The organism is Kitasatospora sp. GAS1066B (assembly GCF_041262605.1).
Taxonomy (GTDB): domain Bacteria; phylum Actinomycetota; class Actinomycetes; order Streptomycetales; family Streptomycetaceae; genus Kitasatospora.
This window is the reverse complement of the sequence record NZ_JBGCCO010000009.1, coordinates 142,965-169,894: the sequence shown is the minus strand read 5'-3', so window position 1 is coordinate 169,894 and position 26,930 is coordinate 142,965. Positions and strand designations below refer to the sequence as shown.

The following is a 26,930-nucleotide window of genomic DNA, read 5'->3' as shown; positions in this document are numbered from 1 at the left end:
TTCCCGTCCCCGGCCGCGCTACCAGGCAGCAGGAAGGACCGACCGTGACGGCCCGCCGAACGGTCGACAACCCCCGAGCCCACACGGCCGGCAGCGTCGAGACAGTCGACGCGTCCGGCCCGCTCACCGCGCTGGACGGACCCGGCGCGCTGGACGAATCCGCCATGACGGGCGGTGCCGGCGCGCTGGACAGCTCCGCCGCACCCGCCCGCGTCGGATACGGCACCCTGCTGCGCACCCCCGGCGCGTGGACCTTCCTGGCCCCCGCCCTCGCCGCTCGCCTGCCCTACGCCATGCTCAGCCTGGGCATCGTGCTGCTGATCCGCGACACCAACGGCTCCTACGGCATCGCCGGCACCGTCGCGGCGGTCGCCGCCGTGGCCCAGGCCCTGGTCGGGCCGCAGACCGGCCGGCTGGCCGACCGCTTCGGCCAGGCCGCGGTGCTGGTCCCGAGCGTGCTGGTGCACGCGGTCTCGGTGGGCGCGCTGATCGCGCTGGCCCTGGGCCACGCACCGGTCTGGACGCTCTTCCTGGCCGCCACGCCTGCCGGTGCCACCGTGCCGCAGATCGGCGCGATGGTCCGGGCCCGGTGGGTGGGCCGGCTGGCCGACCGGCCGGCCCACCTCAGCACCGCCTTCGCCTTCGAATCGGTGACCGACGAGTTCACCTTCGTCATCGGCCCGGTGCTGGCCGGTGCGATCGCCACCACCGTGGCCCCGGCGGCCGCGCTGATCACCGAGGCCGCGCTCACCCTCTTCGGCGGGCTGGCCTTCGCCGCCCAGCGGCGCACCGCCCCGGCCCGCCACCTGCCCGAGCCCGGCGCCCGGCGGGCTTCGGCCCTGGCCTCGCCTGGCGTCCGGCTGCTGGCCGGCACCTTCCTCGGCGTCGGCAGCGTCTTCGGCGGCATGCAGATCTCCGTCACCGCCACCGCCGAGGCGGCCGGGCAGGGCGGGCTGAGCGGCATCGTCTACGGGATCTTCGCCGGCGGCTCGATGCTGGCCGGCGTGCTGTACGGGCTGGTCGCCTGGCGGCGCTCGGCCCAGCAACGGATGCTCGGCAGCTACACGCTGCTGGTGCTCGGCTGCTCGACGCTCTGGGCGATGCCCAGCCTGACCACCCTGGCGGTGGCCGGACTGGTCTGCGGGCTGGCCATCGCGCCGACCCTGATCACCGGCTACACGCTGGTCGAGAGCCTGGTCGCGGACGGCGCCAAGACCGAGGCCTTCACCTGGCTGACCGGGGCGATCGGTCTGGGCCTGGCGGTCGGCTCGACCGTGGCCGGGCAGCTGATCGACGCGGGCGGACCGTGGACCGGATTCCTGGTGCCGCTGGCCGGGTCCGGGCTCGGGCTGGTGGCGCTGGTCACGTTGCGGCGGCTGCTGCAGGCTCCGGGCACTCGGGGCCGTACCGTTGCCAGGGGCGGCAGTGCGGTGACCTCGCTCGTCGGGGTGTCGGAGCACTGAGCCGGCGCGGTCGCCGGCGGGCTGGTCCAGCTCCGACATGTCGGCGCTGGACTGAACAGGCGGAATGCCGCATCATGGACCGTCGTTAGCACTCATCAGGCGAGAGTGCCAGGAGGAAGACAAAGTGCCCACGTACCAGTACCAGTGCACCGAGTGCGGCAACGGCCTTGAGGCGGTGCAGAAGTTCACCGACGAGGCGCTGACCGTGTGCCCGAACTGCCAGGGACGCCTGCGCAAGGTCTTCTCGGCGGTCGGTGTGGTGTTCAAGGGCTCCGGGTTCTACCGGACCGACAGCCGCTCCTCCTCCACCAGCTCGGTGGGGTCCTCCTCGTCCTCGACGACGGCCGCGCCGTCCTCGGGCGGGTCGGGTTCGAGCTCGGCTGGGGCTTCGAGCTCCTCGTCGTCTTCGTCGTCTTCTTCCTCGTCGTCGTCTTCTTCGACGTCCTCGTCGACGTCATCGTCCTCGAAGTCGACTTCGGCGAGCTGACGCGGCTTCCAGGTTCTTCTGCGGCAAGGCCCTTGCCGGCGCCCCGATCGGGTGCCGGCAAGGGCCTTGCGGCGTTCTGGGGGCTCTGAGTTGTCCACAGGTGCCGGGTTGTCCACAGGAATTCGGTGGGTGCTGTCGGCGGTGCCGCGCGGCGCGGATGCTGGTCCGGCAAGCCCAAACGGGCCCGCTCGACCGCACCGACAGGGGTGGATCCCATGACCACGACCACGCCGCTCACCCCCCGCCACTGCGCGCAGCAGCCGCCGCCACGCGGCCCGTCCCCGCTGCCGCCGCGGCAGACCGTCCCGGAGTTCCGGCCGATCCGACGGGGCGGGGGTGGGCGAGACCGCCTTCAGCAGGCGGTCCGCCAGCGACCTGGCGTGCTGGTCACCGGCCTGCTCGCCGCCGCCACGGCGATCGCCGCCGGTCCGCTGCGCCCCGGTGCGCCGACGCCGACGGGTCCGGCCGGCCCGCAGTCGCCGCCTGCCCAGACGGCGGTGGCACGGTGCTCCGCGGGGCGCTGACGGGGGCGGCGGTGCTCAGCGGCCGCGGCCCGTCAGCCGCCGGCTAGCCGTGGTGCGGGGGGCGCTGGCTCAGGTACCAGTCGAGACCGCGCGAGGCCTCGGATTCGCCCCACCCGGCGTCGGTGTCGTCCGCCGTCTGCCGGCTCAGCGGGTCCTTGAAGACGAGCTTGGCCGCCTTCGCGGGGGCGGCCGGGGCCGGCTTCGCGGCGGTCGACGGACTGGGCTGGCGATCCTGCTCGCCCTGGCCGTCCCGCTCGTGCTGTCCTGCCATCGTGCCGCCTCCGGTGTGGTCCGTTCCCACCGTCCAGCCTAGAACGCCGCGGGGGGCCGGGCGGCGGCCCGGCCCCCCGCGGTGCCCACTCACCGGCGGGCGTCGGCGCTCAGCCCAGTTCGGCCTTCAGGAAGTTGGCCCCGTTGTAGGAACCCCAACCCGTCACCTTGTCGTAGCCGGTGCCCGCGCTGTAGGCCCCGTTGCTGCCGGACTTCACGTCGTGGAAGGCGGCGGAGTAGGCGCTGGAGCCCGCCAGCGAGTAGATCCGACCGTTCGCGAATCCGAAGGAGGGCTTGCCCTTGGCCTTGGCCTCGCTGTTGTAGACCGCCGTGAAGGCCGCCCAGTTCGGGGCCGCCGCGCTGGTCCCGCCGAACTCGGCCCACGCACCGCCGGTGTAGACGGCCCAGCCGGAGGCCGGGTCGGCGTTCGCGGCGACGTCCGGCACCGCCCGGTAGGTCCCGGTGTTGGCGTTCGACTGGTAGCTCGGCGTGTTGAAGTACGAGGAGACTCCGCCGCCACTGCCGGACCAGGCCTTCTCGCCCTTCCACGCGCCGCCGGAGCCGAGGGAGAGCGTGGTGCCGCCGGTGCCCGTGGTCCACGGGTCGGCCGCCGGGAAGTCGACCGAGGTGCCGCCGTCGCCCGCGTCGTCCGAACCGCTGTCACCGGAGGCCGCGTAGACCGACTGGCCCTGCGCCGCGGCCTCCTTGAGGTCGGCGTCGACGGCCACCCGGTTGCTCGGGGTCTCACCCGCCTCGTAGGTGCCCCAGCTGATCGAGATCACCGGGACGTTGTCGCTGACCAGCTTGCCGTAGATCGCGGTCTCGCCGGCGTCGCTGTTCGGGGCCTCGTAGACCTTGATCGTCGCGCCGGGCGCCAGGGCCTGCACGACCTCGATGTCCAGGTCGACCTCGTCCTGGCCGGACAGGTCGGTGGTGCCGCCACCGGCGCTGACCACGCTCGGGGCGCCGGGCGTCAGGCCGAACCCCTTGTCGTAGGCCGCCACGTCGCTCTGCTTGAAGCCGGAGAACTCCAGCAGGCCCACCGTGGCCCCGGTGCCGTTGTAGCCGGCCTTGACGGCGGACGTGAGGTTGTACGCGGCCTGCGCGTTGGTCGGGCTCAGCCCGGCGGGCGCCTTGGCGGTGGCGTCCGGGGTGGCCTGGGCGCTCGACCTGATGCCGGGGTGGGTGTACTTGGTGAAGTCGCTGAGACCGGACACGTCGGTCACCGCGGCGGCGATGTCGGCGGGCAGCACCGGAGCACCGGAGTTGGCGTAGTAGCTGCGCCCGCTCCGGCCGTCCCGGTAGGTGGCGAGGCTGGTGCCGAAGGCCTTCTGCACCTGAGCCGCGCTGCCGCTGGCCTCGATGGTGAGCCGGTTGGCGGTCACCTGGCCGACCTGCAGCCCCTGGCCCGCCAGGTAGCCGGAGACCTTGGCGACCGTCGCCGGGGTCGCCCCGTACCGCTGGGCGAACTGATCCACCGTCAGGTAGTGCTGGTAGTCGGGCGAACTCGGGTCGGTCACCCGGTTGAGGAAGGCGTCCAGCCCAGCGGTGTCCCGCTGCGCCAGGCTGACCGCCACGGATATCCGCTGGCCGGCCGGGACCTCGCCGGTCCGGGCGGAATGGCTGACGGCTGCCACCACGTCCCCGCGCAGCACGGCGGGCGACTGGGCGGCGGGCTGGGCGGCGAACGCGGGTGTGGCGGCCAGCGCGATGATCGGCAGCGGGGCGGCGAGCAGTCCGACGACAGGCCTGATGCGGGACTTCACGGAGGTCCTCCTGGGACGGGGGTGATCGACCGTGGGCGCCGGCTGCCGGGGGTACGGACGGCTGCGGCGCCCAGGCCTGGGGAGTGGATGGCTCCACGCTAGGCTTGTCGATCCACCGTCAAAAGAGGGGTATCCCCTGCTGGTTGTGTGTCGCGATCGTGTCCTGGGGTGTCGTCCTGAGGTGTCGCCCTGGGGTGTCGCCGGCGTCGCGCCCCGTCGTGCTGGGCGGCGGGGTGGCGGGGCGGTGGGAGCCGTGGGGGGTCAGCCGCCGGCCGCGAGGGCTCGGGCGAGGCCGGCGCGGGAGCGCACACCGAGCTTGCGGTAGACCCGGGAGAGCGTGCCCTCCACCGTCTTGACGCTCACGAAGAGGGCGGCCGCCACCTCGCGGTTGGTCGCGCCGTCCGCCGCCAGGCCGGCCATCCGCTGCTCACTGGCCGTCAGCAGTCCGCCGTCCGCGCCCGGCAGGGCGGCCACCTGGTCCAGCCGCCCCAGCTCCCGCATCACCCGAGCCAGCAGCGGGTGGGCCGTACGGTCCGCGCAGAGCTCCCGGGCCTCCAGCAACACGGCCCGGGCGCCCGGCCGGTGCCGCAGGCGCCGCTCGACCGAGCCGAGGGCGAGCAGGGTCCGGGCCACCTCCAGCGGTAGCCCCGCCGCGCGCTGGCGCTCCGCCGCCGCCCGCAGCAGGTCCACCGCCGCCCGCCCGTTGCCCACGCCCGCCTGTGCCAGCCCGGCGGCGCGGTCCAGCGCGGCTCGGGCGGGGAGCTGCGGCCCGCCCTCCCAACGAAGCGTCAGATCGTGCCCCTGCCGCAGCACCTGCGCGGCCGTGCCGTGCTCCCCCAGGGCCGCCAACCCCTCTGCGAGGAGCGCGAGTCTGCGCACCGCGGCCGGATCGGCGAACCCCGCCGCCGTGCTCAGCCGGCGGGCCTCCTGGAGCGCCTCCACGCCGACCGCCGTGGCGGCCGCGTCCCCACGGAGCAGGCCGGACTCTCCCAGCGCCCCCAGTGCCCGCACCTGATGCAGGCGGTCGCCGGCCGCGGCCCAGCCCGCCGCCGCCCGCCGCGCCAACTCCCCGGCCCGCTCGGCGCTGCCGCCCGTCAGCTCCGCCAGAGCCGCCGCGTGCAGCGCGAGCCCGTGGACGGGGCTGGGGGCGGGGCTGGGGGCGGCCAGCGGTTCGCCGAGAGTGGCCAGGGCCTCCCTCAGCTGGTCGGCCGCCGCCATGGCTGACGCCGCGTCACCGAGCAGGGCGTGGGCGGCGCAGCGCAGGCCGAGGGCGGTGATCGCCGCAAGGTCGGGCGCATCGAAGCCGTGGGCATCGGCGTCGCGTGCATCGGAGCCGGAGCCATCGGAGCCGGAGACATCGGGGTGGCCGGGGACGGCTATCGCCAGCGCGGTGCGGAGGGCGGCGGGATCGTCCAGCGCCAGCTCGGCCCGGAGCAGGCCGAGCCGCAGGCCGCTTCGCGCACCGCGGTCCGCCACGCCGCGCAACAGGGCGGCCGCCTCGGCCAACGCCCGGCGCCCGGAACGGAGTTCGCCGCGAGCAGCCCGCACCGCCGCGAGCGTCCCCAGCGCCGCGACCCGCTGGGCGGCCTCGCCCGGGACGGCCGCGGCCACCGCCGCCTCGGCCGCGGTGGCCGCAGGGCCCGGGTCTCCGGCCAGCAGCCGGCCGTCGGCGGCCCAGCGGAGCAACTCCGACTCGGCCCAGCCGACCGCCCCCGCCGGCTCCTGCGCCGACCGGACCGTGCCGACCTCGGCCAGGCCCTCCCCGATCAACTCCCCCAGCCCGGCCGGCGCCTGCCCCGCCGAGCGGAGCAGCACCACGCGGGCCCGGGTCCGCAGGACGACCGCCGCCGGGGAGCGCCCGACGTCCCCCGGTGCCCGAGGAACCAGCACCCGAAGCGCCAGCGCCCGGGCCTCCGGCCAGCGGGCAGCAGCCGCGGCGTATCCGGCCGCATCCACCAGATCGGCCAGATCCACCAGATCCGCCGGCTCCACCAGATCCGCCGGCTCCGCCGGATCCACCGGTCCGGTCAACCGGTCCGCATCGTGGGCCCCCTGACGGATGGTCAGCAGCGCCAGCCCGTAGGCCTCTTCCGGAGCGCCCCGCCGGTGGGCCCGGCGGGCCGCCTCGGCCAGGGTGCGGGCGTCGGGCGGAGCCAGCTGGGCCAGGGCGGCGAGCCGGGCCCGCTCCTCGGGGTCGGCGGTGGCGGCGGCCAAGGCGCTACGGGCGGCGGCCAGTTCGGTCGGCCCGGCCTCGGCCAGCAGCACCACGCGCAGCACGGGTTCGCGGAAGCGCAGCTCGCCGGCCCGCGGTCCGGCCTCGGGTCCGCCCGCTCCCACGGGCGGGGCGGCTGGCCGCGGCGGGTCGACCAGTTCCAGCACCCGCGCGCGCAGCGCACCGTCCAGCAGCCGGATCGGCTCGCACCCCGCGGCCTCGCGCAGCAGCGCCAAGGTCGGGCGGGCCGCGACCGCGGCCAGCAGCAACAGCCGGCGCTCCGCAGCGCCGTACGGGCGTAGGCGCGCCAGCATCGCGGCACGCAGCGCCGGGGGCACCCCGTGCGGGCCGAGCAGTCCGAGCCGGAAGCCGGACCGGGCGAGTTCGAGCGCGTGCCCCGGGTTGCCCGCCGCGACCGACTGGACGTCGCGGAGCAGCGCCACCGGCAGCGGACCGCCGAGGTCGCGGGCCAGCAGCTGCGCGACGGCGGTCGGGGTCAGCGGGGGCAGCCGCACCTCGACGGTGGACGGTGGGCAGAGCTCCCACCAACCGGCCGGTGCCGCGTCGTCGCGCGCGGACGCGAGCACCCGCACACCCGTCCCCGCCCGGCGCAGCGCGAACCCCAGGGCCTGCGTGGTCGGGGCGTCCAGCCACTGCAGCACGAGCAGCAGTCCACTGCGGTCGGCCCGTGCGGCCAGCGCGCGCAGCAGGTCGACCAGGCCGAGCCCGAGCGCCAGCCGATCCGTCGCGCCGCCGGGCCCCGCCCCGCGCAGCAGAGCCGCAGCCAGGGCAGCCCTGGCCGGCCCGGCCGGGAGGCCGTCGAGCAACGCGTCGAGTTGCCCGCCCGGTAGCCCGGCCAGCAGGTCGCCGAGGCCCACGTACGGGAGATCGCGTTCCGGCGGCGCCGGAGTGCAGCGCAGCACGGTGCTCCCGCAGTCGGCGGCCTCGGCCGCGAGCGCGGCGGCCACGGCGGTGCGACCGATGCCGCCCGGTCCGCTCAGCAGGACCGCGCCGTCCGTGCGCAACGCCTCCCGGGCGGCGAGCAGTTCACCGTCTCGTCCGATCAATGCCGACTCTCCCCCGGGCCTGCCCCCGCCCCCACCCATCCGCCGAGCCACCTCCCCGTTTCCCTATTTGCCATGCACCTGACAGCAAGCTGCTCGTCACGCCCCCGAAGACGGTCCATCTCAACCCGGCCCGGACGCGCCGTCAATAAGGGGGGCAGCACGAACGATCAACCGAAACCGGGAGTTCACGCCGGTTGATCCACCGCAAAGAGATCCCCGGGAAGCGCACTCGGCACGACTGAGCCCGGGCCCCGCGATCGGGGTCCGGGCTCGGGGTCCGGGCTCGGTCGTGCCGAGCCGGACGGCTGAACGTCCGGCTCGCGGTGGGCCTGCGGTCAGGCGGCCTCGAAGCCGGCGTGGCCGGCGATCTTCTTCAGCTCCGCCAGCGCGTGCTTCTCGATCTGGCGGATCCGCTCGCGGGTCAGGCCGTGCTGCTTGCCCACCTCGGTCAGGGTGCGCTCGCGACCGTCCTCCATGCCGTAGCGGGAGCGGATGATCGAGGCGGTGCGGTCGTCGAGCCGGCCGATCAGGTCGTCCAGCTCCTCGCGGCGGAGCATCACCATCACGGCGTCCTCCGGGGAGACCGCGCCGGTGTCCTCGACCAGGTCACCGAACTGGGTCTCGCCCTCGTCGTCCACCGCCATGTTGAGGCTGACCGGATCACGGGCCCAGTCGAGCACGTCCTTGATCCGGGTCTCGGTGGTGTCCAGCTCGGCCGCGATCTCGGACGGCTCGGCCTCGCGGCCCAACTCCTTGGACTTCTCCCGCTGGACCCGCCGGATCCGCCCCAACTCCTCGACCAGGTGGACGGGCAGGCGGATGGTGCGGGACTGGTCGGCGATCGAGCGGGTGATCGCCTGACGGATCCACCAGGTCGCGTAGGTGGAGAACTTGAATCCCTTGGCGTAGTCGAACTTCTCCACCGCGCGGACCAGGCCGGCGTTGCCCTCCTGGATCAGGTCGAGCAACGGCAGCCCGCTGCGCGGGTAGCGCCGGGCGACGGCGACCACCAGTCGCAGGTTGGAACGGATGAAGACGTCCTTCGCCCGCTCGGCGTCGGCGGCTATCGCCTCCAACTCCTCGCGGGAACTGCCCTCGGGGAGTGCGACCCCGTGGCCGTCGGCCTCGTCCAGCAGGTGTTGGGCGTAGACGCCGGCTTCGATGCGCAGCGACAGCTCGACCTCCTCGGCGGCATCGAGGAGGGGGGTCCTGGCGATCTCGTCGAGGTACATGCCGACCAGGTCGCGGTCGGCCTCGAGGTTGGTCGGGCGGGCCGTACGAGTCCGGTCGGCCCTGTCGCGAACGACGGCACGGGTGGCCATGCTTGCTCCCTTGCTGGTGGATGCCCGGGTCTGGCTCGAGGGTCTGCGTTGGGGCGACGACACGCCTCCTCACCATGCGGGACCCCGGGGGCCTCGCACGTAACAATCCAACGAGCAGATTCCGGACAACATTCCCAAGTCGCTCAGATTCTTCGGGAGATGCAGTACCCTGCGCGATCCGGCACCGAATATCGACGCCGTGCGAGGGTTCGCCTACGCTGCGTCGAGTACGGCACGGGATCGACGACGGATCACCGTCATCCGTGCAACGCCCTGGGCGTCGCGAGAGATCCCCGCACCAGGTCCGCACAAAAGATGCCAAATCGCGATGCGCCACCCATCAGATCTACTCGTCGCGCTGGGAAGGTGTCAGCCATGCACCTGACCAGTAGCCCCGACCGTCCCGCGTGGGACCCGCGCCGCACGCCGCGCACCCGGCTCTCGCGTTACGCGGCGATCGCGCTGGGCGCCCTGGTGCTCTTCGGCGTGCTGCTCGCCCTGGTCGAGGGCGGCTGGTCCCCGTTGGCCCGGCTCGACCACGGCTGGACCTCGGCACTGCACGACTTCGCCCGCCAGCACACCGCGTGGACCGCCTCGCTGGAGACCACCACCATGCTCGGCGGCCCGCTGGTGATGCGCACCCTGCTCGCACTGGCCGCCGCCTGGCTCTGGGCGATCGGCGCTCGGACCATGGCGGGCTGGACCGCCGCCCAGGCGCTGGTCGGCTGGGGCGTCGAGGCGGCGGCCAAGGCGCTGGTCGGCCGGGCCCGTCCGAGCTGGCCCGACCCGGTGGCACACGCCGCCGGCGCCGCGTTCCCCTCCGGACACGCGATGGCCTCGGCGATCACGGCGGCCACCCTGGTCGCGCTGATCTGGCCGCGAGCCGACCGCGCCACCCGGATCGCCTGCTGCGCGCTGGCCGCGCTGAGCAGCGCCACGGTCGGCTTCACCCGGATCGGACTCGGCGTGCACTGGCCCAGCGACGTGCTCGGCGGCTGGTTCCTGGCGGGCGCGGTGCTCGGCGGGACCACGGTCGCGGTCGAGCTGTGGCGGCCCGGCGCGCTGTCGCGCGATGTGCGGCGGGTGGACTGGCGGACCAGACCCCGGGTGCAGAGCGTGCTGGCCCCCGTCGTGCCGTTCCCGGAGCTGGCCCCGGGCGAGGGCTACCGCTACCAGGACCGGCTCGGGCGGACCTTCGGCGGCGAGTTCGACGACAGGTTCGAAACCCGCGCGCCTGACGGGTCGTGAGATACCTCACACGAGTGGTCTGCGGCCACCCGGGAGGTAACCGGGCAGGGTCGGCCGAGTCCACCCAGTGCGGGTCCAGTCCGGTCAAACCTGGACATTGAGCGGTATATCGCCTGGCAAATCGATCACTCCCGGACACCTCGACCGCCCCGAAAACGGCCGGTTCGCGCACCGGAGAGATCCACCACATGGCACCGGACTCCCCAGTAAGTGCCCGGGTAGGGCAGACTGCTTCGGCTGGGCATAGCCATGTCCGGTTCGGGGGAACCGAGCACGACAGCGCGGCGGCGGCCGGTCGTCCGGAACTCGCGCCCATGCGTCAGCTCCGTACACCGACCCGCATCACCGCGCTCGCACTGCGGCAGCCCCGCAGCAGCACCTGCCCAGGCACCGAGCGACGGGGGTCCGATGACCACGCACACGGCGGGCGAGCCATACGGTTCGTATGGCCCGTCCGAGTCGTACGGGTCGGCGCAGCCGTACCCGGCGGCGCCGACGCAGGGTCAGGCGGATCCGGAGCTGGGCGGGCAGCAGGCGCAGGCGTACGGACAGGCCGCGCCCGGGTACGGGGAGGCCCCCCAGGGCTACCCGTACGCGCAGAACCCCCAGGAGTACGGGCAGGCTCCCCAGGAGTACGGCCAGCCCCAGGGCTACGGGCCCGGGCAGGAGTACGGGCAGCAGCCGGAGTACCCGCAGAACCCGTACCAGCAGCAGGATCCCTACCAGCCGCAGATCCACCAGCAGCGACAGGATCCGTACCAGCAGGACCCGTACCAGCAGCAGCCGTACCAGGACCAGCCGTACCAGGAGCAGCAGCCGTACGAGCAGCAGCAGGTCCCCTACCAGCAGTCCTACGAGCAGCAGCAACAGCCGCAGCAGCCGCCGTACGGCCAGCCCGACGGCTACCCCCAGGGCTACGGGCAGCCCGCCCCCGAGCAGTACTACGCGGGGCACTACCGGGAGCCGGAGCAGCAGCCGTACGTCGTCTCCGAGCCGTACACGCTGCCGCCCGACTACGGCATGCCGCAGATCTTCGGCGACCCGCCGACGATGTCCCTGTCGCTGCGGGCGATCGAGTCGTACGCCCCGCCGTCGCGCGGGCAGCTGCCGCAGCAGCGGGAGTCGGCGGACGAGGAGCAGAAGTCCGCGCCGTCCGAGGAGGCGGCGGCCGGGCGCAACGGGCTGATCATGGCGATCGGCACGCTGGCCTCGCGCGGCCTCGGCTTCGTGCGCAGCGCGATGCTCGCCTACGCGCTCGGCGTCAAGGACGTGGCGGCGACCTTCAACATCGCCAACACGCTGCCGAACATCGTCTTCACCATGCTGATCGGCGGCGCGCTCAGCTCGGTCTTCGTACCCGAGCTGGTGAAGGCGCAGCGGACCCACAAGGACGGCGGTGTCGCGTACACCGACCGGCTGCTCACCCTGTGCACGGTGGCGCTGGTGGCGCTGACGGCGGTGGCGGTCTTCGCCGCGCCGCTGCTCGTCAGCGTCTACGCACCGGACTGGCACGGGGCGCAGCGCGACCTGACCATCGCGCTCGCCCGGTACTGCCTGCCCGAGATCCTCTTCTACGGCCTCTTCACCCTGCTCGGCCAGGTGCTCAACGCCCGTGGCAAGTTCGCCGCGATGATGTGGGCGCCCGCGCTGAACAACATCGTCGCGATCGCGGTCTTCGGGCTCTATGCCGTGATCGGCGGCCAGGCCGCGGCGGTCGGCAAGGTGACCTCGACGCAGACGGCGATCCTGGGGATCGGCACCACCTTGGGCGTGGTGGTCCAGGCGCTGGGCATGCTGCCGTCGCTGCGGGCGGCCAAGTTCCGCTGGACGCCGCGCTTCGACTGGCGCGGCGCAGGCCTGAGCCAGCCGCTGCGGGCGGCGAGCTGGGCGCTGCTGCTGGTGATCGTCACCCAGGTGGCGTTCACCGCGCTGACCGCACTGACCACCAGCATCGACTCCGGCGCCAGCAACGCGGCCTACAGCAACGCCTACGCGCTCTTCGTGGTGCCGCAGGGCGTGATCACCATCTCGCTGGTGACCGCGATCCTGCCGCAGATGTCCCGCGCGGCGGACGAGGGCGACCTGCCGAAGATCGGCGCGGACCTGTCCCGGGTGCTGCGGAACTCGGCCGCGATGATCATCCCGATCACCATGCTCTTCATCGCGTTCGCCGGCCAGCTCTCCGGTCTCGCCTACGGCTACGGCGCCGGCGCCTCGGCCACCTCGCTGATCAGCTACTCGCTGCTGGCCTTCGCGATCGGCATCCCGTTCTTCTGCGCCCAGTACGCGCTGGCTCGCGGCTTCTACGCGATGAGCGACGCGCGGACCCCGTTCTGGCTGACGGTGGTCTCCTCCGGCACCAACGTGCTGCTCTCCTACCTCGCGTTCCTCGTGCTCAGCCCGCACTGGAAGGTCGTCGGCATGGCGAGCGCGCAGACGGTGGCCTGCGTGGTCAGCATGACGATCACCGGCCGGGCGCTGGCCAAGCGCCTGCAGTCGCTGCCGCCCGCGCCCGAGGACCCCGAGGCACGCGCCCGGGTGCTGCGGGCCTCGCTCAGCAACCGGGCGGGCAGCGGCCTCGACGGCCGCCGCGTCTTCGGGCTGCACCTGGGCCTGGTGCTGGCCTGCCTGCCGGGGGCGCTGCTGGGGCACTTCCTGGCGAGTGGGATCGGCGGCATGCTCGGCGGCGGGTTCTTCGGCAACCTGTTCGGCCTCGGCGTCGGCGCGGTGGTCGTGCTCGCCTCGCTCTTCGTGCTGGCCAAGCCCTTCGGCGCCGCGGCGGCCGTCGCGCCGCTGGCCCGTCGGCTGCGGCTGCCGTACCCGCAGGTCCCGGAACCCGCTGGGCGGCGCCGGCGTCGGTAGGCTGCCCGGACATGACCTCCGCTCACCTCTCCCAGCCGTTTCCCCTGCCCAGCCGTCCGCTGCGGGTCGCCGTCGCCCAGGCGGCCGTGGTCCGCGGCGCGGTGGACGCCAACGTGGCCCGGGTGGCCGCGCTGATCGAGCAGGCGGGCGCCGACGGGGTCCAGTTGGTGCTGTTCGCCGAGAAGTTCCTCACCGGGTACGAGCCGGAGCTGATCGCGAGTGATCCGGCCCGCTACACCGTGACCGAGGACGATCCGCGCCTGTCCCCCATCGCCGCCGCCTGCCGGGCGGCCGGCACCGCCGCCGTGGTCGGCGCGGCGACCCGGGACGCGGCCGGGGTGCTGCGGATCTCCGCGCTGGTCTTCGGGCCGGACGGCGTCCTCGCCGCCCGGTATGACAAGCAGTACCAGTTCGGCGGCGAGCCCGAGGTCTTCGCGGCCGGCACCACCGGCTGCACGGTCGAGCTGGCCGGCTGGCGGCTGGGCCTGGGCGTCTGCTACGACTCCGGCTTCCCCGAGCACGCCAGGGCCGCCGCGCTGGACGGCTGCCACGCCTACCTGGTCGGCGCACTGTTCAGCCGGGGCGGCGGGCGGCAGCAGGTCGACACCTGGTTCCCGGCCCGGGCGATCGACAACACCGTCTACGTGCTGCTGGCCAACCACATCGGGCGCACCGGCGCGATGGACACCTGCGGGCACAGCGCCGGCTGGGGTCCCGACGGCCGGCTGATCGCCGCACTGGGCGAGACGGAGACCGGGCTCGCGGTGGTCGACCTCGGCCCCGAGCGGCTGCGCGCGGTCCGGGAGGACCTGCGGATGCTGAGCGACGTCAAGGACCGGGACGCGGCCGCCACGGCGACCCGGGCGCTGGTGCGGCTGGGCTGAGCCGCACCAGCCCGCCGTCAGCGCGCCGCCGCCGGTGCTGGGGTGCAGAGCAGGGCCGCGCGCAGGTCGAGGCGGTCGTCCAGCCTGCCGAGGTCGCGATCGGTCAGCTCCTCGATCCGGCGGATCCGGTAGTGCACGGTGTTCACGTGGACGTGCAGCGCCTCGGCCGTGCGGGCCCAGGAGCAGTCGTGGCGGAGGAAGCTGACCAGGGTGGCCAGCAGCGCGCCGCCGGTGAGGCGGTCGTGCTCGGTGAGCGGGTCGAGCAGGCGGCGGCGGAAGGCGGCGGCCACCTCGGCCGGGATGCCGCGGACCAGCGCGGCCAGCGAGTCCAGTTCGGCGCTCGCCCCCACCGAGCAGGCAACGGGCTGAGCCGCGGCGGCCGCGTCCATGGCGTAGCGGGCCTGGCGCAGGCCCGCCGCCAGCTCGCTCGCCCGGCCGCCGGCGCGCGGACCGACGCCCAGCCGCAGCAGGTGGCGGTCGGGCAACCGGGCCTGCAACCGGGGCCAGACCTCGCGCAGCGCGGCCGTCAGTCGCGACGGGTCCGCCACGGCCACGACGGCGACGGCGCCGCCGCGCTCGTCGGCACCGACCGCGAACACCTCGCAGGGCGCCGAGCGCAGCGCCTCGGCCAGCGCGTCCGCCGCCCAGGGCACGTCCAGACCGTCGATCCGGGCGGTCACCGGGACCAGCGGGCCGTCGCCGGGCAGGCCGCAGGAGGCCAGCGCCTCGCCGAGCTCGTCGGCGTGCACCGGTGCCGCGCCGGTCAGCAGGCCCGACAGCCGCTCGGCCGCTCGGCGCCGGTCGGCGGCCGCGCCACGGCTGCGGGTCCAGAGGGTGGCGAGCACGTCGGCCAGTCCGTGCAGCATGGCGGCCTGCCCCGGGCCGGCGGCGTGCGGGTAGAGGTACCAGCCGTCGAACGGCGTGTCGCCGCCCTCGCCGATGGGGAGCGCCGCGGTGGCGCCGGTGGGACCGGTAGGGCTGGTGGGGCTCGGGAGCGCGAGTCGGATCGTCTCCGGGTCCGGGGCGGTGGCGCCGGTGGAGGTGGCGATGGCGCGTCCGGAGGCGGAGACCAGCGAGCAGGGGCCGCAGCCGAGCCGGGAGACCGCCTGCTCCAACACCTGGGCCGCCGGGGCGCCCGCGTACATCAGCTCGATCAGCTCGCGCCGAGCCCCCTCCGGCACCGTCGCCGCCTCGCCGGACTGCGTGCGCAGGTCACCCCAGAGACGTAGGTAGACCCGGTCGGTCACGGCCCGGAAGCTGGTCCCGGCCGGCACCGAGAGCAGCGGTATCCCGTGCACCCGGCACGCTTCGACCAACCCCGTCGGCACCTCGCCGTGCGTGCCCTCCCCCGCCAGCAGCGCGGCCACCCCGGCGCTGCGCAGCGAGGTGGCGAACCGCATCGCGAGAGCCTGCCCGGCGGGGTGGTCCGGCTGCCACCAGACCAGCCCGGAGAGCACCAGCTCGCCGGGCTGCAGGTAGCGGGCCGGGTCCTGGAGATCGGTGGAGGTGACACCGGTGACCGGGCGTTCCAGCAGCTCGGGCGGGCCCCAGGCCAACCGCAGCCGCAGGTCCGCCACGTCCAGGAGATCAGAAACGATCACCGCGACACTCCTCGGTACCGAGCACTCGGATGCGAGTGCCGCACCCGGCCGGCCCTCTTATCAGCCAGGGATTCAGGTGCAGATGCATGGTAAATGCCATGGGCCATGCCCTGTAGCCCCCGCTGGTTGATCATCCACCTGGCGGACGGTCGCAGGCGGGGCGGCCGGGACCGGGGCAGCCGTCGACCGAGCCAACTCGGTTCAGCGTAACGAAGTTGACGCACCGTCTGCGGGTGGCCGTGTGACCTTGCCCACACTGTTCGAACTCATGCGCCCTTTTCGGCCACTCGGAACGTCCAAGGAGAGGCAGTACGGGTAGCAACAGTGGGGGGAACATGTCGGGTGCGGGCAACAGTGGGGCGGTCCTGCGGATCGTCGGGCGTACGGTGGCCTGCGCCGTCTCCGCCTCGGTCCTGGCCGCGTGCGGATTCTCCTGGTACGCCTACCACGACCTCACCAGCGGGATGACCACCTCGAACGCGATCGAGATGGTGAAGCAGGCCGCCCAGCCCGGCCCGCAGCAGGCGGCGGTGTCCGCTCCGCCACGGCTGGACAAGTCGGTCAACATCCTGCTGATCGGCCTGGACAGCCGCAAGGACGAGAACGGCAACGACCTGCCCAAGCAGTTCGTCCAGGACCAGCTGAACGCCGGCAGCAGCGACATCGGCGGCTACAACACCAACACCCTGATCCTGATGCACATCCCGGCGAACGGCGGCAAGGTCGAGGCCTTCTCGATCCCCCGCGACGACTACGTCGACCTGGTCAACGTGCCCGGCGGCCACCCGCTCGGCAAGCACAAGATCAAGGAAGCCTACGACCGGGCCAAGTACTACGCCGAGGAGCAGCTCTCCAAGCAGTACTCGGGCGCGGACCTGGAACACCGGGGCCGCGACGCGGGCCGCGCGGCGACCCTGCTGACGGTGCAGAAGTTCCTCAACGTGCCGATCGACCACTTCGCCGAGCTGAACCTGAAGGGCTTCTACGACGTCGCCCAGGCGCTCGGGCCGATCACCGTCTGCCTCAACAAGGACGTCAGCGACCCGACCATCGCCCGCACCACCGACACGCCAGGCGGCGGCTCCGGCTTCGTGGGACACCAGGGGCTCAACCAGCTGGACGCCTCGATGGCGCTGGCCTTCGTCCGCCAGCGGCACAACCTGCCGGACGGGGACTTCGACCGGACCCACCGTCAGCAGGCGTTCCTCTCCTCGGTCACCAACAAGCTGGAGCAGGAGGGGATGTTCGGCGACCTCACCAAGATGCAGGGGTTGCTGGACGCGGTGAAGCAGGACCTGGTGATCGACAGCGGCTGGGACATCCTGGACTTCGCCCAGCAGGCCACCAACCTGACCGGTGGGAACGTCGAGTTCCACACGCTGCCGATGGAGGGCTACGCCACACTGGGGAGCGACGGGGACGTGAACCTGGTGGACGTGGGGAAGATCCAGGCGATGGTGCGGCAGACCATCGGCGGCATCGACCCGACGGCGGCGTCTGCGTCTGCGTCTGCCTCTGCCTCTGCCTCTGCCTCTGCCTCTGCGTCAACGTCGGCGTCCCCCTCGGACATTGCCCCGGCCAGTCCGTCCGCCCCGACCACGCCCAGCACTGCGGACAGCAGCACCCCGCCCTCGACCGACGGCGCCACCCCCTCCCCCAGCGACAGCTACTTCGGCCCGGCCGTCCAGGGCGGCGTCCCCTGCGTCAACTGACGCCGCCGGGCACCCGTGTCGGCACGGGAACCGAACTCGGCCGGGCCGCGGCGCCCGGCCATTGACCGTGCGGGCGGTGGACTATACCTTCCCTCTCATTGGTCTATGCCAATGAGTTCGTCGCACCATTCCCGTACCTCCCGCGTTCCCCACCGCCGCTCCCGCTCGCGGCGCCCGCCGAGGAGAGTCCATGCCAGCGACCCGCCGCACCGCCGTCCGCAGAGCCGCCGTCACCGCCGCTGCCGCCACCTGCGCCTTCGCCCTGCTGGGCGCGGCCCCCGCCAACGCCGCCCCGAGCCACGGGGGCGGACGGCCCGACGGCCAGAAGGAGTTGACCGGCTACTTCACCCAGTGGGGCATCTACTCCGGCTTCATGGAGAAGAACCTGGTCACCACCGGCGAGATCAACCACCTCACCGAGCTCGACTACGCCTTCAGCGACGTCACGGCGGACGGCCTGTGCGGCAGCGGCGACAGCTGGGCCGACTACCAACGCCCCTTCTCCGCCACCGAGTCGGTCGACGGGCAGGCCGACGCGGCCGGGCAGGCACTGCTGGGCAACTTCAACCAGCTGCGCGAACTCAAGGCGAAGTACCCGAAGTTGAAGATCGTGATGTCGATCGGCGGCTGGTCCTGGTCCGGGCAGTTCTCCCAACTCGCCGCCACCGCGGCCGGTCGCCAGAAGTTCGTCGCCTCCTGCGTGGACCAGTACCTCAAGGGCGACCTGCCCGGCCTGCCCGCGGGCGCGGCCGCCGGCATCTTCGACGGCTTCGCCGTGGACTGGGAGTACCCGGGCGAGCCGGGCAACGGCAACCCCTACGGCCCGCAGGACACCCCGGACTACACCGCGCTGATGCGGGAGTTCCGGCAGCAGGAGACCCAGGCCGGGGCCGCCGACGGCAAGCGCTACCTGCTCACCGCGAACACCTCCGCCAACCCGGCGTTCGCCGCCAAGCTGGAGCTGCGGAAGATCGCCCAGGTGGTCGACTGGTTCAACGTCATGACCTTCGACTACCACGGCAGTTGGGAACCGACCGGACCGACCGACTTCTCCTCCGCGCTGTTCCAGGACCCGCGCGACCCGAACCCGGCCGACAACCGGTACAGCGTCGACCAGGCGGTCCAGTACTACGAGAACCAGGGCGTGCGCCCCGAGCAGATCGGCCTGGCCATCCCGTACTACGCCCACGAGTGGACCGGCGTCACCCCCGGCCCGAACGGCGACGGCCTCTTCCAACCCGCCACCGCGGGCGCGGCCGGCACCCCGGACTACAACCAGGTGGTCACCGCCCCCGGCAAGACCTACTGGGACCCGCTGGCCGCCGAGCCCTACAAGTACGACCCCACCACCGGCACCTTCGCCAGCTATGACGACCCCGCCTCGGTCTGGCTCAAGGGCCAGTACATCCGCGCCAGAAACCTGCGCGGCACCTTCGCCTGGTCCATGGACGGCGACACCACCGACGGCAGCCTGACCGCCGCCCTGGGCGAGAGCCTGAACGGCCACTGACCACCAGGCCGCCCCGGCGATGACGCAGAATGCCCCGCGACCCGATCGGGTCGCGGGGCATTCTGCGTCACGCGTGCGGTGTGCCCCAGGCAGGATTCGAACCTGCGACACGAGTTTTAGGAGGACCGGGGTGGGTCAACTGGGCTGACCTGCTGCTGTCCTGACTGGGCATCCTTGCGCTGTCCGCCCGCCCCGGCCCGCCGCTTCCCTTGGCGCCCCGTCCGACCTGGCACGGCTGTAGCACGGTGCCTACGCTGCGTCGTCTCGCTCCAAGATCAGGCTGATCGAGCCTTCTTCAAGGTTGACCCCGCCATCAAGGTGCAAGTGGTATCCCCATCTGAGTTCAGGATCGGCGAGACCGACAAGTTGCTCAGCCAGAGCATGAAGCCCTGCCGCGTTAGCTGCGATGGTGATCTCGGCCCCTGAGCCGTACACGTTGATTCGAGGGGAGTCCATTGCGGCACGGTACCGCGCGGGTTCGGCCGGCCGGCCAGTCCTCGGGCTGAGCGGGGTGGTTCCCTCCTCGCTCGGGCAGCTTCGCCGGACCAGGGTTCCCGGGGGCCGCCAAGGCTCACGCCCGTGACGCTTGCGCTTGGCCTTGGCGGCCCTGGGGTTCCGGGTGCGCCCTCAGCCGCTCCAGGTCGGCGGTGTAGGCCGGGCGAGCGGCCGAGCGCAGTTGGCGTAGGGCTGAGCGGCCACGGAGATGCCCAGGCCGTACACCTCGGTCAGGATGCCCGGTACCAGGGTGTCGGCGTACCCGTCCGCCCACTTCTTGATCTGTTGAAGGTGACAGGCGGCACCTCACCTGCTCCCGGGGGCCCGCTCGCTCAGGCCGGCCCGCCGTCCTGCGGGGCACGGCCGCCCTGACCCCGCAGCCGGGCGGCGTGCTCCTCGATCCGAGCGTTGCTGGCGGCTTCCTGCTCGGCCTTCTCCTCCCGCCTCGCCTGCTCCAGCTCGGCCTCAGCCTGCTCCACCTTGGCCAGCTCCTGGTCGATCCGGAGTTCCAGCTGCCGCCCCCGCAGGTCGTTGATCCTCTCCCCACGGCGCTTCTCCCGGCGCAGCGCGCGCTCGTGGAACTCCTCGGCGGCAGCCATCTGCCGGGCCACCAGGCCGTCGTAGGTCGTCGAGCCGCTCATCAGCTTGGTGATCGCCGGCAGGCAGTCGACCGCGATGAGCAGCAGTCGCAGCAACCACTGGGCCGCCCACACCATCCCGCTCCGCCCGGCCAGCCGGTCCAGCGCCTGGTCCTCCTCCAGGATGTCGATCTGGCCCTGGGCGGCACGCCGTTGCTGGACGAGGCCGGTGATCCGGCCGTCGATCTGGGCGGCGTAGCCCTTGGTCGCGTCAGCGGCGGTGGCATCCAGCTGGAGGACCTGGGTGTTGAGGGCGGCGAGCTTGCCCTGCTGGGTGTCGATTCCCGAGTCCGTCCTGAACTGGTCCGCCTCCTGCCGGGCGCGCAGACAGTTCGGACCCTGGCCGACCCGGCCGCTCAGTCCGGTGCCGGCCTTTCCGTTGCACTCGTCCCGGGCCAGCTGCTCCTTGGCGTCCAGCTGCTGCTGCACCGAGGCGACCTGGGTCTGCAGCTGGTCCCGTTCCGCCGTCACCTGTCGCAGGTCCTGCTGGGCGGCGGTCACCGAGTCCGTCGCCTGGAGGCGGTACTGGTCGCAGCCTGCTTCGGCGACCACGCTCCCGTTCTCGGGGTTGCAGTGCTTCAGCAGGCTCTCGTAGGCCAGCACGTCGTTCTGCCGCTCGTCCCTGACCTCCTGCTGGATGGCCGGCTGGAACACCCGCAGGACCAGCGGCTCCGCGATGACCGCGCCGAGCAGCACCGAGAGCACGAGCCGGGGCACCATCGTGCGCCACTTGGCGGCGCCGCTGCTGCCGTGCGTGCTGGCGATCAGCCAGGCGTCGAAGGAGATGATCACCCAGGCCCAGCCGAGCGCGACCGGGATGAGGAGCGGCCACGGCACCTGGACGAACTTGGTCACCGCCGTGAACAGTGAAACCCCTGCCAGCAAACCGGTGTTGAGTACGATGGCGCCGAGCCAGACGTACCGGCGGCGATCCTCGGGCACCCAGTCGAGGAGGTCTTCCTTGACGCCGGCGAACTTCCGCAGCAACCGGCCCACGCCATAGGAGGGCTTGGCGGGACGGTAGGGCCCGCCGGTCCTGCGAGCGCCCTCGGTGAGGGCGGCATCGAGCAGCAGTGCGTTCAGGGCACCGTCGAACTCCGTGGGGCCCGGCTGGTCGTGCTCAGGGCGCTCCGGCGGTTCTGCCACCGCGGGACCGCGAACCTCAGTAGTCATCCTCTTCCCTCAGGCCCTTGATCGATTCGTCAAGGCTCTCCGGAGCGAACTCGTCCGGCTCGTCCTCGTTCGGGTCCACCGTCGTGCGCCGCGCCGCAGGACCGATCGCCGGGGCTTCGGGGTCCGCCGGACCGGTGCCGAGCGCCTGTGCGCCGACGGCCTCCTGGATCAACGAGCCCACGTCGATGTTGGTGTGCGCGGTGTGGCCCTCCTTGATCAGATTGATGAGCAACTCCCGCCTGACCTCGGCGTCGCGGGCCTCCCTGAGCCGCCGGGCCGCGCGCTGGTTGCCCTCCTCCTGCTGCAGGACGCGCATCAACTCGAGGGGGTCCAGGCTGCCTGCGGCATGGGCGAGATGGGCGGCCTCGGTGGGGCTGTCGCCGACCTGCTCCTTGGTCAGCCGAGCCGCCCGGAGCGCGAACTCGCGGCGTTCCTGCTCCAGCAGCAGCTCATTGGTCTGGTCGGCCGTCGACGCGCCATGGCGGTGGTCCCGCTCGCGCTCGTCCAGGTCCTGCTCGTACTGCTGGCGCTGCGAGCCCAGCGTGTGGCTCTGACGCTGCCGTTCGAAGGCCAGCGCATGGTCGAACTCCTGTGTGCGCCGCTGCTCCTCGAAGTCCGAGAGCACCTCGGGGGTCCGTACTTGGACGCTCTCCAGCTCCACCGTCATGCCGTCGAGCCTCAGCGGCCGTTCGGTGATGTAGGCGAAGACCTGTGCGCTGGCGTTGCGGCGAACGGTGTTGACGTCCTTCAGTCGGTGGTCGAGCCCGAGTTCGAAGATCTGCCGGTGCTTGCGCAGGTGCGCCCGCAGTGCCAGCCCGGCATCCGTCAGGCCCTCCGCCACGATCTCGACGGGATCGGTCACCGTGCAGACGAAGGTGACCTCGACCGTGAACTCGCTGGCCTCCGCCGAGGGGATGGGCAGGAGCACGGTGACGGGCGTGTTGCGGCGCAGGTCGACGACGCTGACGTGCGAGGCCTCCACCACCGGCTGATCGCTCAGCCGGCCCTGGCCGGTGTCCAGGTGGTACTTGCCGTCCACCCGGTACACCATCACCTCGTGCGCGGAGACCGTCGGCAGCTCGTGCGCCTCGCGCTTGCGGGGCAGCAGCCCGAGCGGGCCCCGCTTGCGCGTCTGCGCCAGTGGACGCTGGACGACCACCGGGTACGGCTTGCTCATGTGTCGCCTTCCAGGAGCTCGTGGCGGTCGGCCTTGGCCACCGCCGCCAGGAGGATCTCGATCAGGGCCCGGGCCTGCCCGGGAGTACGTCGCAGACCGGCCGCCACCAGGCTCAGGTCACTGCGCAGCGGCCGGTACTCGTCGGGCGGCAGTGCGCGGGCCAGGTGTTCACCGAGCCGGGCCGCCTCGTCGGCCGGCTGGTCGCTGATCCTGCTCAGGCCCGCCAGACCGGTCGCCAGCGCCCCGAGGGCCCGCTGCCGGCTCGGCCGGTGCCGCAGCGCCGCGGCCCACAACCGGGCCACCACGGCCGTCCGCTCCGGCCAGCGGTGCAGGTACACCATCACCACCGGCACCCCGCTCTGGTCGTCGGTCACCTCGACCAGTTCCAGCACGGTCTCGATCACCAGGACGCTGGGCCGCGAGCCACCGCCCTCGTACAGCTCGTGGTCCAACTGGGCCGGGATCCGTCCCGGTTGCTCGCCCTCCGAGGTCAGCAGGCCGAACAGTCGGGCCAGCGCCTGCTGCGACGGCTGGCGGTTGCGGCCGCCGCGCCGGATCGCCCGCCAGATCGCGGCGATCGCCCGGCTCGGGTAGCGCAGGCCCAGCTCCCCGGCGAACGCCACCACGGCCGCCCAGCGCCGGGCCGCTGCCCCGTCCCGCGCCCAGGACTCGGCGGTGGTCAGCGCGACCGGTGCGAGGGTGTCGTCCGCCAGGCACATCAGCCACAGCGTGAAGACGGCCGTCTCCTGCCCGGCCCAGCCCGCCGCCCCGCCCGCCCAGGCCCGGAGGTAGGAGCGGTCGACCTCCTCGATGTCGCACTTGGCCAGCAGCGCGAGGCCGGTGGCAACAGCCGGCTTCAGCTCGGGGTCCAGCCGGTAGCCCTGCCGGACGGTCCCGTTCAGCCAGCCGCGCACCCCGTCCCAGAACGCGTTGTCATAGCGGTCGTAGAGCTCGCTCAGCACCCGCTCGCGGAACGCCGGTTCCCGGAAGTCCATCACCCGGCGGCTGCGGACGCCGTCCGCCACGGTGCGGATGGTGACCAGCCCGGCCGGATCGACGAACTGCTTGCGATGGCCCGGCAGGGTCGCCACGGCCTTCTCCGCCCGGTCGGGTTCGGCGACCGTGCTCGGCACCGCGGCCGCCATCTGCTCCTCAAGCCGGTGCAGCTCGGTCTCGACCGTCCGCACCGCGGTGCCAGCGGTGAACGCTAGCGCGGCAACTCCCAGGATCTCCCTGGGCGATCGCGGCTCCTGGAACCAGTTGCCGGCGATCTCGGTGGCCGCCACCGCAAAACGCTCCATCGCCCGCTCCGGCGACCCACCCTGCGCGATCTGGCGCACCACCTCCATCAGATCCTGCGGGCGGAAGGCCGGCGGCACCGCCTGTGCGAACTGCTTCAGCTCCTGCTCGGTGAAACTGTGCCCACCGAGACGGTCGACGATGATCGCCATCGGGTCGGGGCGCTCCCAACTCTGGCGCCACGGCGAGCCCAGCGCCGCGCTGGCTGTGGTGACCACCAGGAAGGACTTGGCATCGGAGACCTGGTCCCTGATCCGATGCCAGAGGTGTGCCACGTCCTCCGCCGGGGTGGCATCGGCAACCCGCCCCGGAACCACGTAGCCGAACCCGGCGTGGTACTCGCGCACGGCCAGCTGGTTGAGCGTAACGGTGGGCGCCAGCAGGATGGTTGACCCCGACACGACCTCCCGGAGCAGGGCCAGCGCACCAGCGCTCTTACCCATGCCCGGAGACCCGGACAGCTCCACCACGCAGTTGCGGCGCAGCAGAGCGAGCGCCGCCGGGTAGCACGCCGGAGCCTGGTACCCGTCCAGGGTGTCGGCGACCTCGTCGGCGGTGAGCTTCCCGGTCTCGGGTAGTCGCCCCCGCCCCCGACCCCCCTTGCCGGATGTGCCGACCCCGAACACGCCTCCCCTGGCATCCACCTCACCGTTGAAAACCATGGTCACGAACTGCTGTACTGCCCCGCGCAGTTGGCGGCCATCCGGCTCCACCCCGGATTCGATCTCCGGGTCCTCGGCCGCAGCAGGGTAGCCGGCGGACTCACCCTCCGGCCCGGTTGTGGGTTGGGAGAAGGTCATCCAAGGGCTCCGTTGCTGATCCCGAACACCGCACCAGGAGCGTGCACGCTTCCGTTGACGACCGTGTGCACCATCTGGCCCTGCCCGAGGCCAGGTGCGCGGGTGACCGCAGACGCCGGTCCCGGAGCGACTGCGCGCTGCGCACCACCGGGTGCCTCCAGGCGCAGCGCCCTGATGTCACTGCCCGGCACCCGCAGCCACGCACGCACCCTGGTCTCCTTGTTGTCCACGGCAACCTCGCGGAAGTCCTGGTCGGTCAGCTTCGTGTGGCGCTGCACCACGACGTCCTGGTACACCTCGTCGGACACCATCACCGCGAGCAGTGCCCCGTCGTCCTGTTCCAGCGCGAGATGCGGCGGGCGACTGTCCACCAAGCGGCTCACCAGGACGACCCCTTGGCCCGCATACCCGTTGTCGGCCTTGATCGCCGCACCGAAGTGGATGGCGAGCCGGAGCCGCATGCGGAACTCCGGCAGTCGGCCGTGGTTGTAGTAGCGCAGGGCGGCATGGAGTTCGGCGACGAAGTCGTCCACCACGACCGGTTCGGCCTCCTGGTCCGGCAGGATCGCGAGTTCGCCATCCCCGGCACCCTGCCGGCTCCAGTCGAGACGGTCGAGCCCGGAGGCGTGGGCGGCTTCGTTGAGCACCATGAGCAGCGCACGCTGGACGTCCGCGTGCTCGCGGTCATCCCGGCGGCCGTAGCCCATGACGTCGACGGACAGCAGCAGACGACGAGCGAATCCCGGTTTTTGCACCAAGGCTGATCAACCTTTCGCACCGATCGGTGGGCGACAGAGAGTCAGTGTCGCGTGCGGGTACGACAGAAGATCCCGCAAAAGTACGGCGTTCACCCGTACCGTTCAGGGCAGGCCGTGCAGCGACGATCACTTTACTGATTCATACGGCATCGCCGAGTTACTTTCGAGATCCCATGGAGGCGGCAACTCATCCTCTTGGGGGCACAAGTGACTGATCATCCGATTGAACGGTCTCCATCAACTGACCTGGAGACGGCCCTCGCCGCCATGACGGCCGCCCAGGGTTATGTGCAACAAGCCGACGCCAAGGTGAACACGCTCTTGGTCCTGCACACCGGCGGCACCGTGGCAGCGCTGGGTGTGCTGGGGGGAACCTCCGGGCGTACCGTCGTCGTCTGGGTGCTGCTCGCCCTGTTCGCCGTGGCCTTTCTGGTCTCCGGGTACCACGTGCTGCAGGCTCTGCGTCCCCGGATGGATCCGCCGGCGCTGCCCAGCCGGTTCGGCATCGTCGGGCCGCAGCCCGAGGGCACTGCCGCCCCTGAGACGCAGGCGGCGGAGGCGTGGGCGATGTCCCGGCTACTGTCCCGCATCGCCCTGTTGAAGAACCGCCATCTCGCCACGGCCACGCCCTGGGCCGGCGCGATGATCAGTTGCGCCGTGTTCGCGGCCTTGTTTCGAGGGTGATCGGGGCGAGGTCGGCGAAGCGGCGCAACCCCCGCAGATCGAGCACGGTCACCCCTCGGTAGTGCGGACGCACCAGCCCCTCGGCCTTGAGCCGACGCACGGCCTGCCCGACGGCGTCCTCGCCCGCACCGATCAGCCGACCGAGCTCGGGCTGCGAAAGCTCCACCCCGATCGAGGTACCGCCGTCCCCTGAGCGCCCCAGCAGATCCGCGAGTTCGACCAGCACCCTGGCCAACCGGATCGGCACACCATAGGCGACGAAGTCCAACCGGCGGCGATTCGCCGAGTCCAGTCGGTCGGCAAGCACCGCGGCCACGTGCTGGGCCGCCTCCGGGAAGCGACCGAGGAACGTCAGAAAGCGGTCGCTGGTGACCACGGCGACCCTCAGCGGCGTGCAGGCGGTGACCGTCGCCGACCTCGGTACCTTGCGCAGCGCCGCCTGCTCGCCGATCAGGTCACCGCTCACCCGGATGCTGAGCAGCGTCTCGGCTCCGCCCTCCAGGCCCGCGGTCACCTTCGCGCAGGCCACCGCCGTCGGGTCGGCGGGCTGGAGAAGCATGACATGCCGGCTCGACTCACCCTGGTGCAGCAGGACATCGCCGGCCTCGAAGGCCGCCGTCCGGGACAGCGCCAGCAGCTCCGCAGCCTGGTCAGCCGGAAGTCGATCCATGAACGAGCCGAGGGCCCAAAGTGGAGGGCCGTCAGTGCCACGTGTACTCACACCATGTATTGAACCCGCTGTGCTGCCAACGACAAAGCACGGCGCCATCCCCCAGCGGGACACTGGAACGGCTGAGGTCCCCTCGCACATGCGCGTGGGGACCTCGTCTGTGCCCCAGGCAGGATTCGAACCTGCGACACCAGCTTTAGGAGAGCTGTGCTCTATCCCCTGAGCTACTGGGGCATGGGCTCCACCCGGAGGCGAGGCCCAGGTCGGTGGGATCGCCACCTGACCGATGACAGACTAGCGGATCGGTC

General features: G+C 72.5%; 20 protein-coding genes and 1 tRNA gene. 9 read left to right on the top strand and 12 right to left on the bottom strand.

The window, feature by feature from the left end; genetic code table 11:
• Window positions 1-164 precede the first annotated feature (164 nt).
• The 3 genes from ABH937_RS12685 (at window position 165) to ABH937_RS12675 (ending at window position 2,474) form a co-directional block, all read left to right on the top strand.
• Window positions 165-1,463 carry an MFS transporter gene (locus ABH937_RS12685; protein ID WP_280689872.1) on the top strand — a complete coding sequence of 433 codons (1,299 nt, stop codon included), beginning with the start codon at window positions 165-167 and terminating at the stop codon, window positions 1,461-1,463.
• Between the two features lie 124 nt (window positions 1,464-1,587).
• Window positions 1,588-1,950, top strand: coding sequence for an FmdB family zinc ribbon protein (locus tag ABH937_RS12680; RefSeq protein WP_280689590.1), 363 nt, complete (start codon window positions 1,588-1,590; stop codon window positions 1,948-1,950).
• 215 nt (window positions 1,951-2,165) lie between these two features.
• Window positions 2,166-2,474 carry a hypothetical protein gene (locus tag ABH937_RS12675; protein ID WP_370218241.1) on the top strand — a complete coding sequence of 103 codons (309 nt, stop codon included), beginning with the start codon at window positions 2,166-2,168 and terminating at the stop codon, window positions 2,472-2,474.
• A 43-nt stretch (window positions 2,475-2,517) separates the two neighbouring features.
• On the opposite strand, the gene ABH937_RS12670 is transcribed toward ABH937_RS12675, so the two are convergent.
• From ABH937_RS12670 to ABH937_RS12655, 4 genes are all read right to left on the bottom strand, one after another.
• The gene (locus ABH937_RS12670; RefSeq protein WP_370218240.1) at window positions 2,518-2,745 is read right to left on the bottom strand and encodes a hypothetical protein; all 228 of its coding nucleotides are present in this window, start codon (window positions 2,743-2,745) and stop codon (window positions 2,518-2,520) included.
• 109 nt (window positions 2,746-2,854) lie between these two features.
• On the bottom strand, window positions 2,855-4,510 hold the full coding sequence (locus ABH937_RS12665) for a protease pro-enzyme activation domain-containing protein (protein ID WP_370218239.1): 1,656 nt from the start codon (window positions 4,508-4,510) through the stop codon (window positions 2,855-2,857).
• A gap of 261 nt (window positions 4,511-4,771) precedes the next feature.
• Window positions 4,772-7,789, bottom strand: a complete 3,018-nt coding sequence (locus ABH937_RS12660) for a LuxR C-terminal-related transcriptional regulator (RefSeq protein ID WP_370218238.1) — start codon at window positions 7,787-7,789, stop codon at window positions 4,772-4,774.
• A 335-nt stretch (window positions 7,790-8,124) separates the two neighbouring features.
• Complete coding sequence (locus ABH937_RS12655; RefSeq protein ID WP_370145539.1) at window positions 8,125-9,111, bottom strand: sigma-70 family RNA polymerase sigma factor; 987 nt, start codon at window positions 9,109-9,111, stop codon at window positions 8,125-8,127.
• Window positions 9,112-9,486: 375 nt separating this feature from the next.
• On the opposite strand from ABH937_RS12655, the gene ABH937_RS12650 reads away from it, so the two are divergent.
• The 3 genes from ABH937_RS12650 (at window position 9,487) to ABH937_RS12640 (ending at window position 14,105) form a co-directional block, all read left to right on the top strand.
• Window positions 9,487-10,359 carry a phosphatase PAP2 family protein gene (locus ABH937_RS12650; RefSeq protein WP_280689595.1) on the top strand — a complete coding sequence of 291 codons (873 nt, stop codon included), beginning with the start codon at window positions 9,487-9,489 and terminating at the stop codon, window positions 10,357-10,359.
• A 408-nt stretch (window positions 10,360-10,767) separates the two neighbouring features.
• Entirely contained in the window at window positions 10,768-13,221 is a 2,454-nt protein-coding gene (murJ, locus tag ABH937_RS12645) for a murein biosynthesis integral membrane protein MurJ (protein WP_280689596.1), read from the top strand.
• Window positions 13,222-13,232: 11 nt separating this feature from the next.
• Window positions 13,233-14,105 (top strand): carbon-nitrogen hydrolase family protein, encoded by an 873-nt coding sequence (locus ABH937_RS12640; RefSeq protein WP_370218237.1) that lies wholly within the window; start codon window positions 13,233-13,235, stop codon window positions 14,103-14,105.
• A gap of 17 nt (window positions 14,106-14,122) precedes the next feature.
• Here ABH937_RS12640 and ABH937_RS12635 read toward each other — a convergent pair whose 3' ends face one another.
• A complete protein-coding gene (locus ABH937_RS12635; RefSeq protein ID WP_370218236.1) occupies window positions 14,123-15,706 on the bottom strand; it encodes a PucR family transcriptional regulator in 1,584 nt (527 codons plus the stop codon).
• A gap of 335 nt (window positions 15,707-16,041) precedes the next feature.
• Here ABH937_RS12635 and ABH937_RS12630 point away from each other — a divergent pair, with 335 nt between their 5' ends.
• Both ABH937_RS12630 and ABH937_RS12625 read left to right on the top strand, forming a co-directional pair.
• The gene (locus ABH937_RS12630) at window positions 16,042-17,418 is read left to right on the top strand and encodes an LCP family protein (protein ID WP_370218235.1); all 1,377 of its coding nucleotides are present in this window, start codon (window positions 16,042-16,044) and stop codon (window positions 17,416-17,418) included.
• A gap of 190 nt (window positions 17,419-17,608) precedes the next feature.
• The gene (locus ABH937_RS12625; RefSeq protein WP_280689600.1) at window positions 17,609-18,928 is read left to right on the top strand and encodes a glycoside hydrolase family 18 protein; all 1,320 of its coding nucleotides are present in this window, start codon (window positions 17,609-17,611) and stop codon (window positions 18,926-18,928) included.
• Window positions 18,929-19,177: 249 nt separating this feature from the next.
• Here the strand turns inward: ABH937_RS12625 and ABH937_RS12620 are convergent, their stop codons facing one another.
• The 5 genes from ABH937_RS12620 to ABH937_RS12600 all read right to left on the bottom strand — a co-directional run bounded on the left by ABH937_RS12620 (window position 19,178) and on the right by ABH937_RS12600 (window position 25,268).
• Window positions 19,178-19,384 (bottom strand): hypothetical protein, encoded by a 207-nt coding sequence (locus tag ABH937_RS12620; protein WP_370218234.1) that lies wholly within the window; start codon window positions 19,382-19,384, stop codon window positions 19,178-19,180.
• A gap of 371 nt (window positions 19,385-19,755) precedes the next feature.
• Complete coding sequence (locus tag ABH937_RS12615; protein WP_280689602.1) at window positions 19,756-21,234, bottom strand: DUF4407 domain-containing protein; 1,479 nt, start codon at window positions 21,232-21,234, stop codon at window positions 19,756-19,758.
• Window positions 21,224-22,411, bottom strand: coding sequence for a hypothetical protein (locus tag ABH937_RS12610; RefSeq protein WP_280689603.1), 1,188 nt, complete (start codon window positions 22,409-22,411; stop codon window positions 21,224-21,226). Before ABH937_RS12610 ends, ABH937_RS12615 begins: the two co-directional genes overlap by 11 nt.
• Window positions 22,408-24,510, bottom strand: a complete 2,103-nt coding sequence (locus ABH937_RS12605) for a hypothetical protein (protein WP_280689604.1) — start codon at window positions 24,508-24,510, stop codon at window positions 22,408-22,410. The genes ABH937_RS12610 and ABH937_RS12605 overlap by 4 nt, the downstream gene beginning before the upstream one ends.
• Window positions 24,507-25,268: a hypothetical protein gene (locus ABH937_RS12600; RefSeq protein WP_280689605.1), complete on the bottom strand. Its 762-nt coding sequence runs from the start codon at window positions 25,266-25,268 to the stop codon at window positions 24,507-24,509. Before ABH937_RS12600 ends, ABH937_RS12605 begins: the two co-directional genes overlap by 4 nt.
• A gap of 267 nt (window positions 25,269-25,535) precedes the next feature.
• On the opposite strand from ABH937_RS12600, the gene ABH937_RS12595 reads away from it, so the two are divergent.
• Window positions 25,536-25,952 (top strand): hypothetical protein, encoded by a 417-nt coding sequence (locus tag ABH937_RS12595; protein ID WP_280689606.1) that lies wholly within the window; start codon window positions 25,536-25,538, stop codon window positions 25,950-25,952.
• On the opposite strand, the gene ABH937_RS12590 is transcribed toward ABH937_RS12595, so the two are convergent.
• Window positions 25,915-26,622, bottom strand: coding sequence for a Crp/Fnr family transcriptional regulator (locus tag ABH937_RS12590; protein ID WP_280689607.1), 708 nt, complete (start codon window positions 26,620-26,622; stop codon window positions 25,915-25,917). The two genes, ABH937_RS12595 and ABH937_RS12590, sit on opposite strands and share 38 nt — an antisense overlap.
• 161 nt (window positions 26,623-26,783) lie before the next feature.
• Window positions 26,784-26,856: transfer RNA gene (locus ABH937_RS12585), tRNA-Arg, on the bottom strand.
• Between the last annotated feature and the right edge of the window lie 74 nt (window positions 26,857-26,930).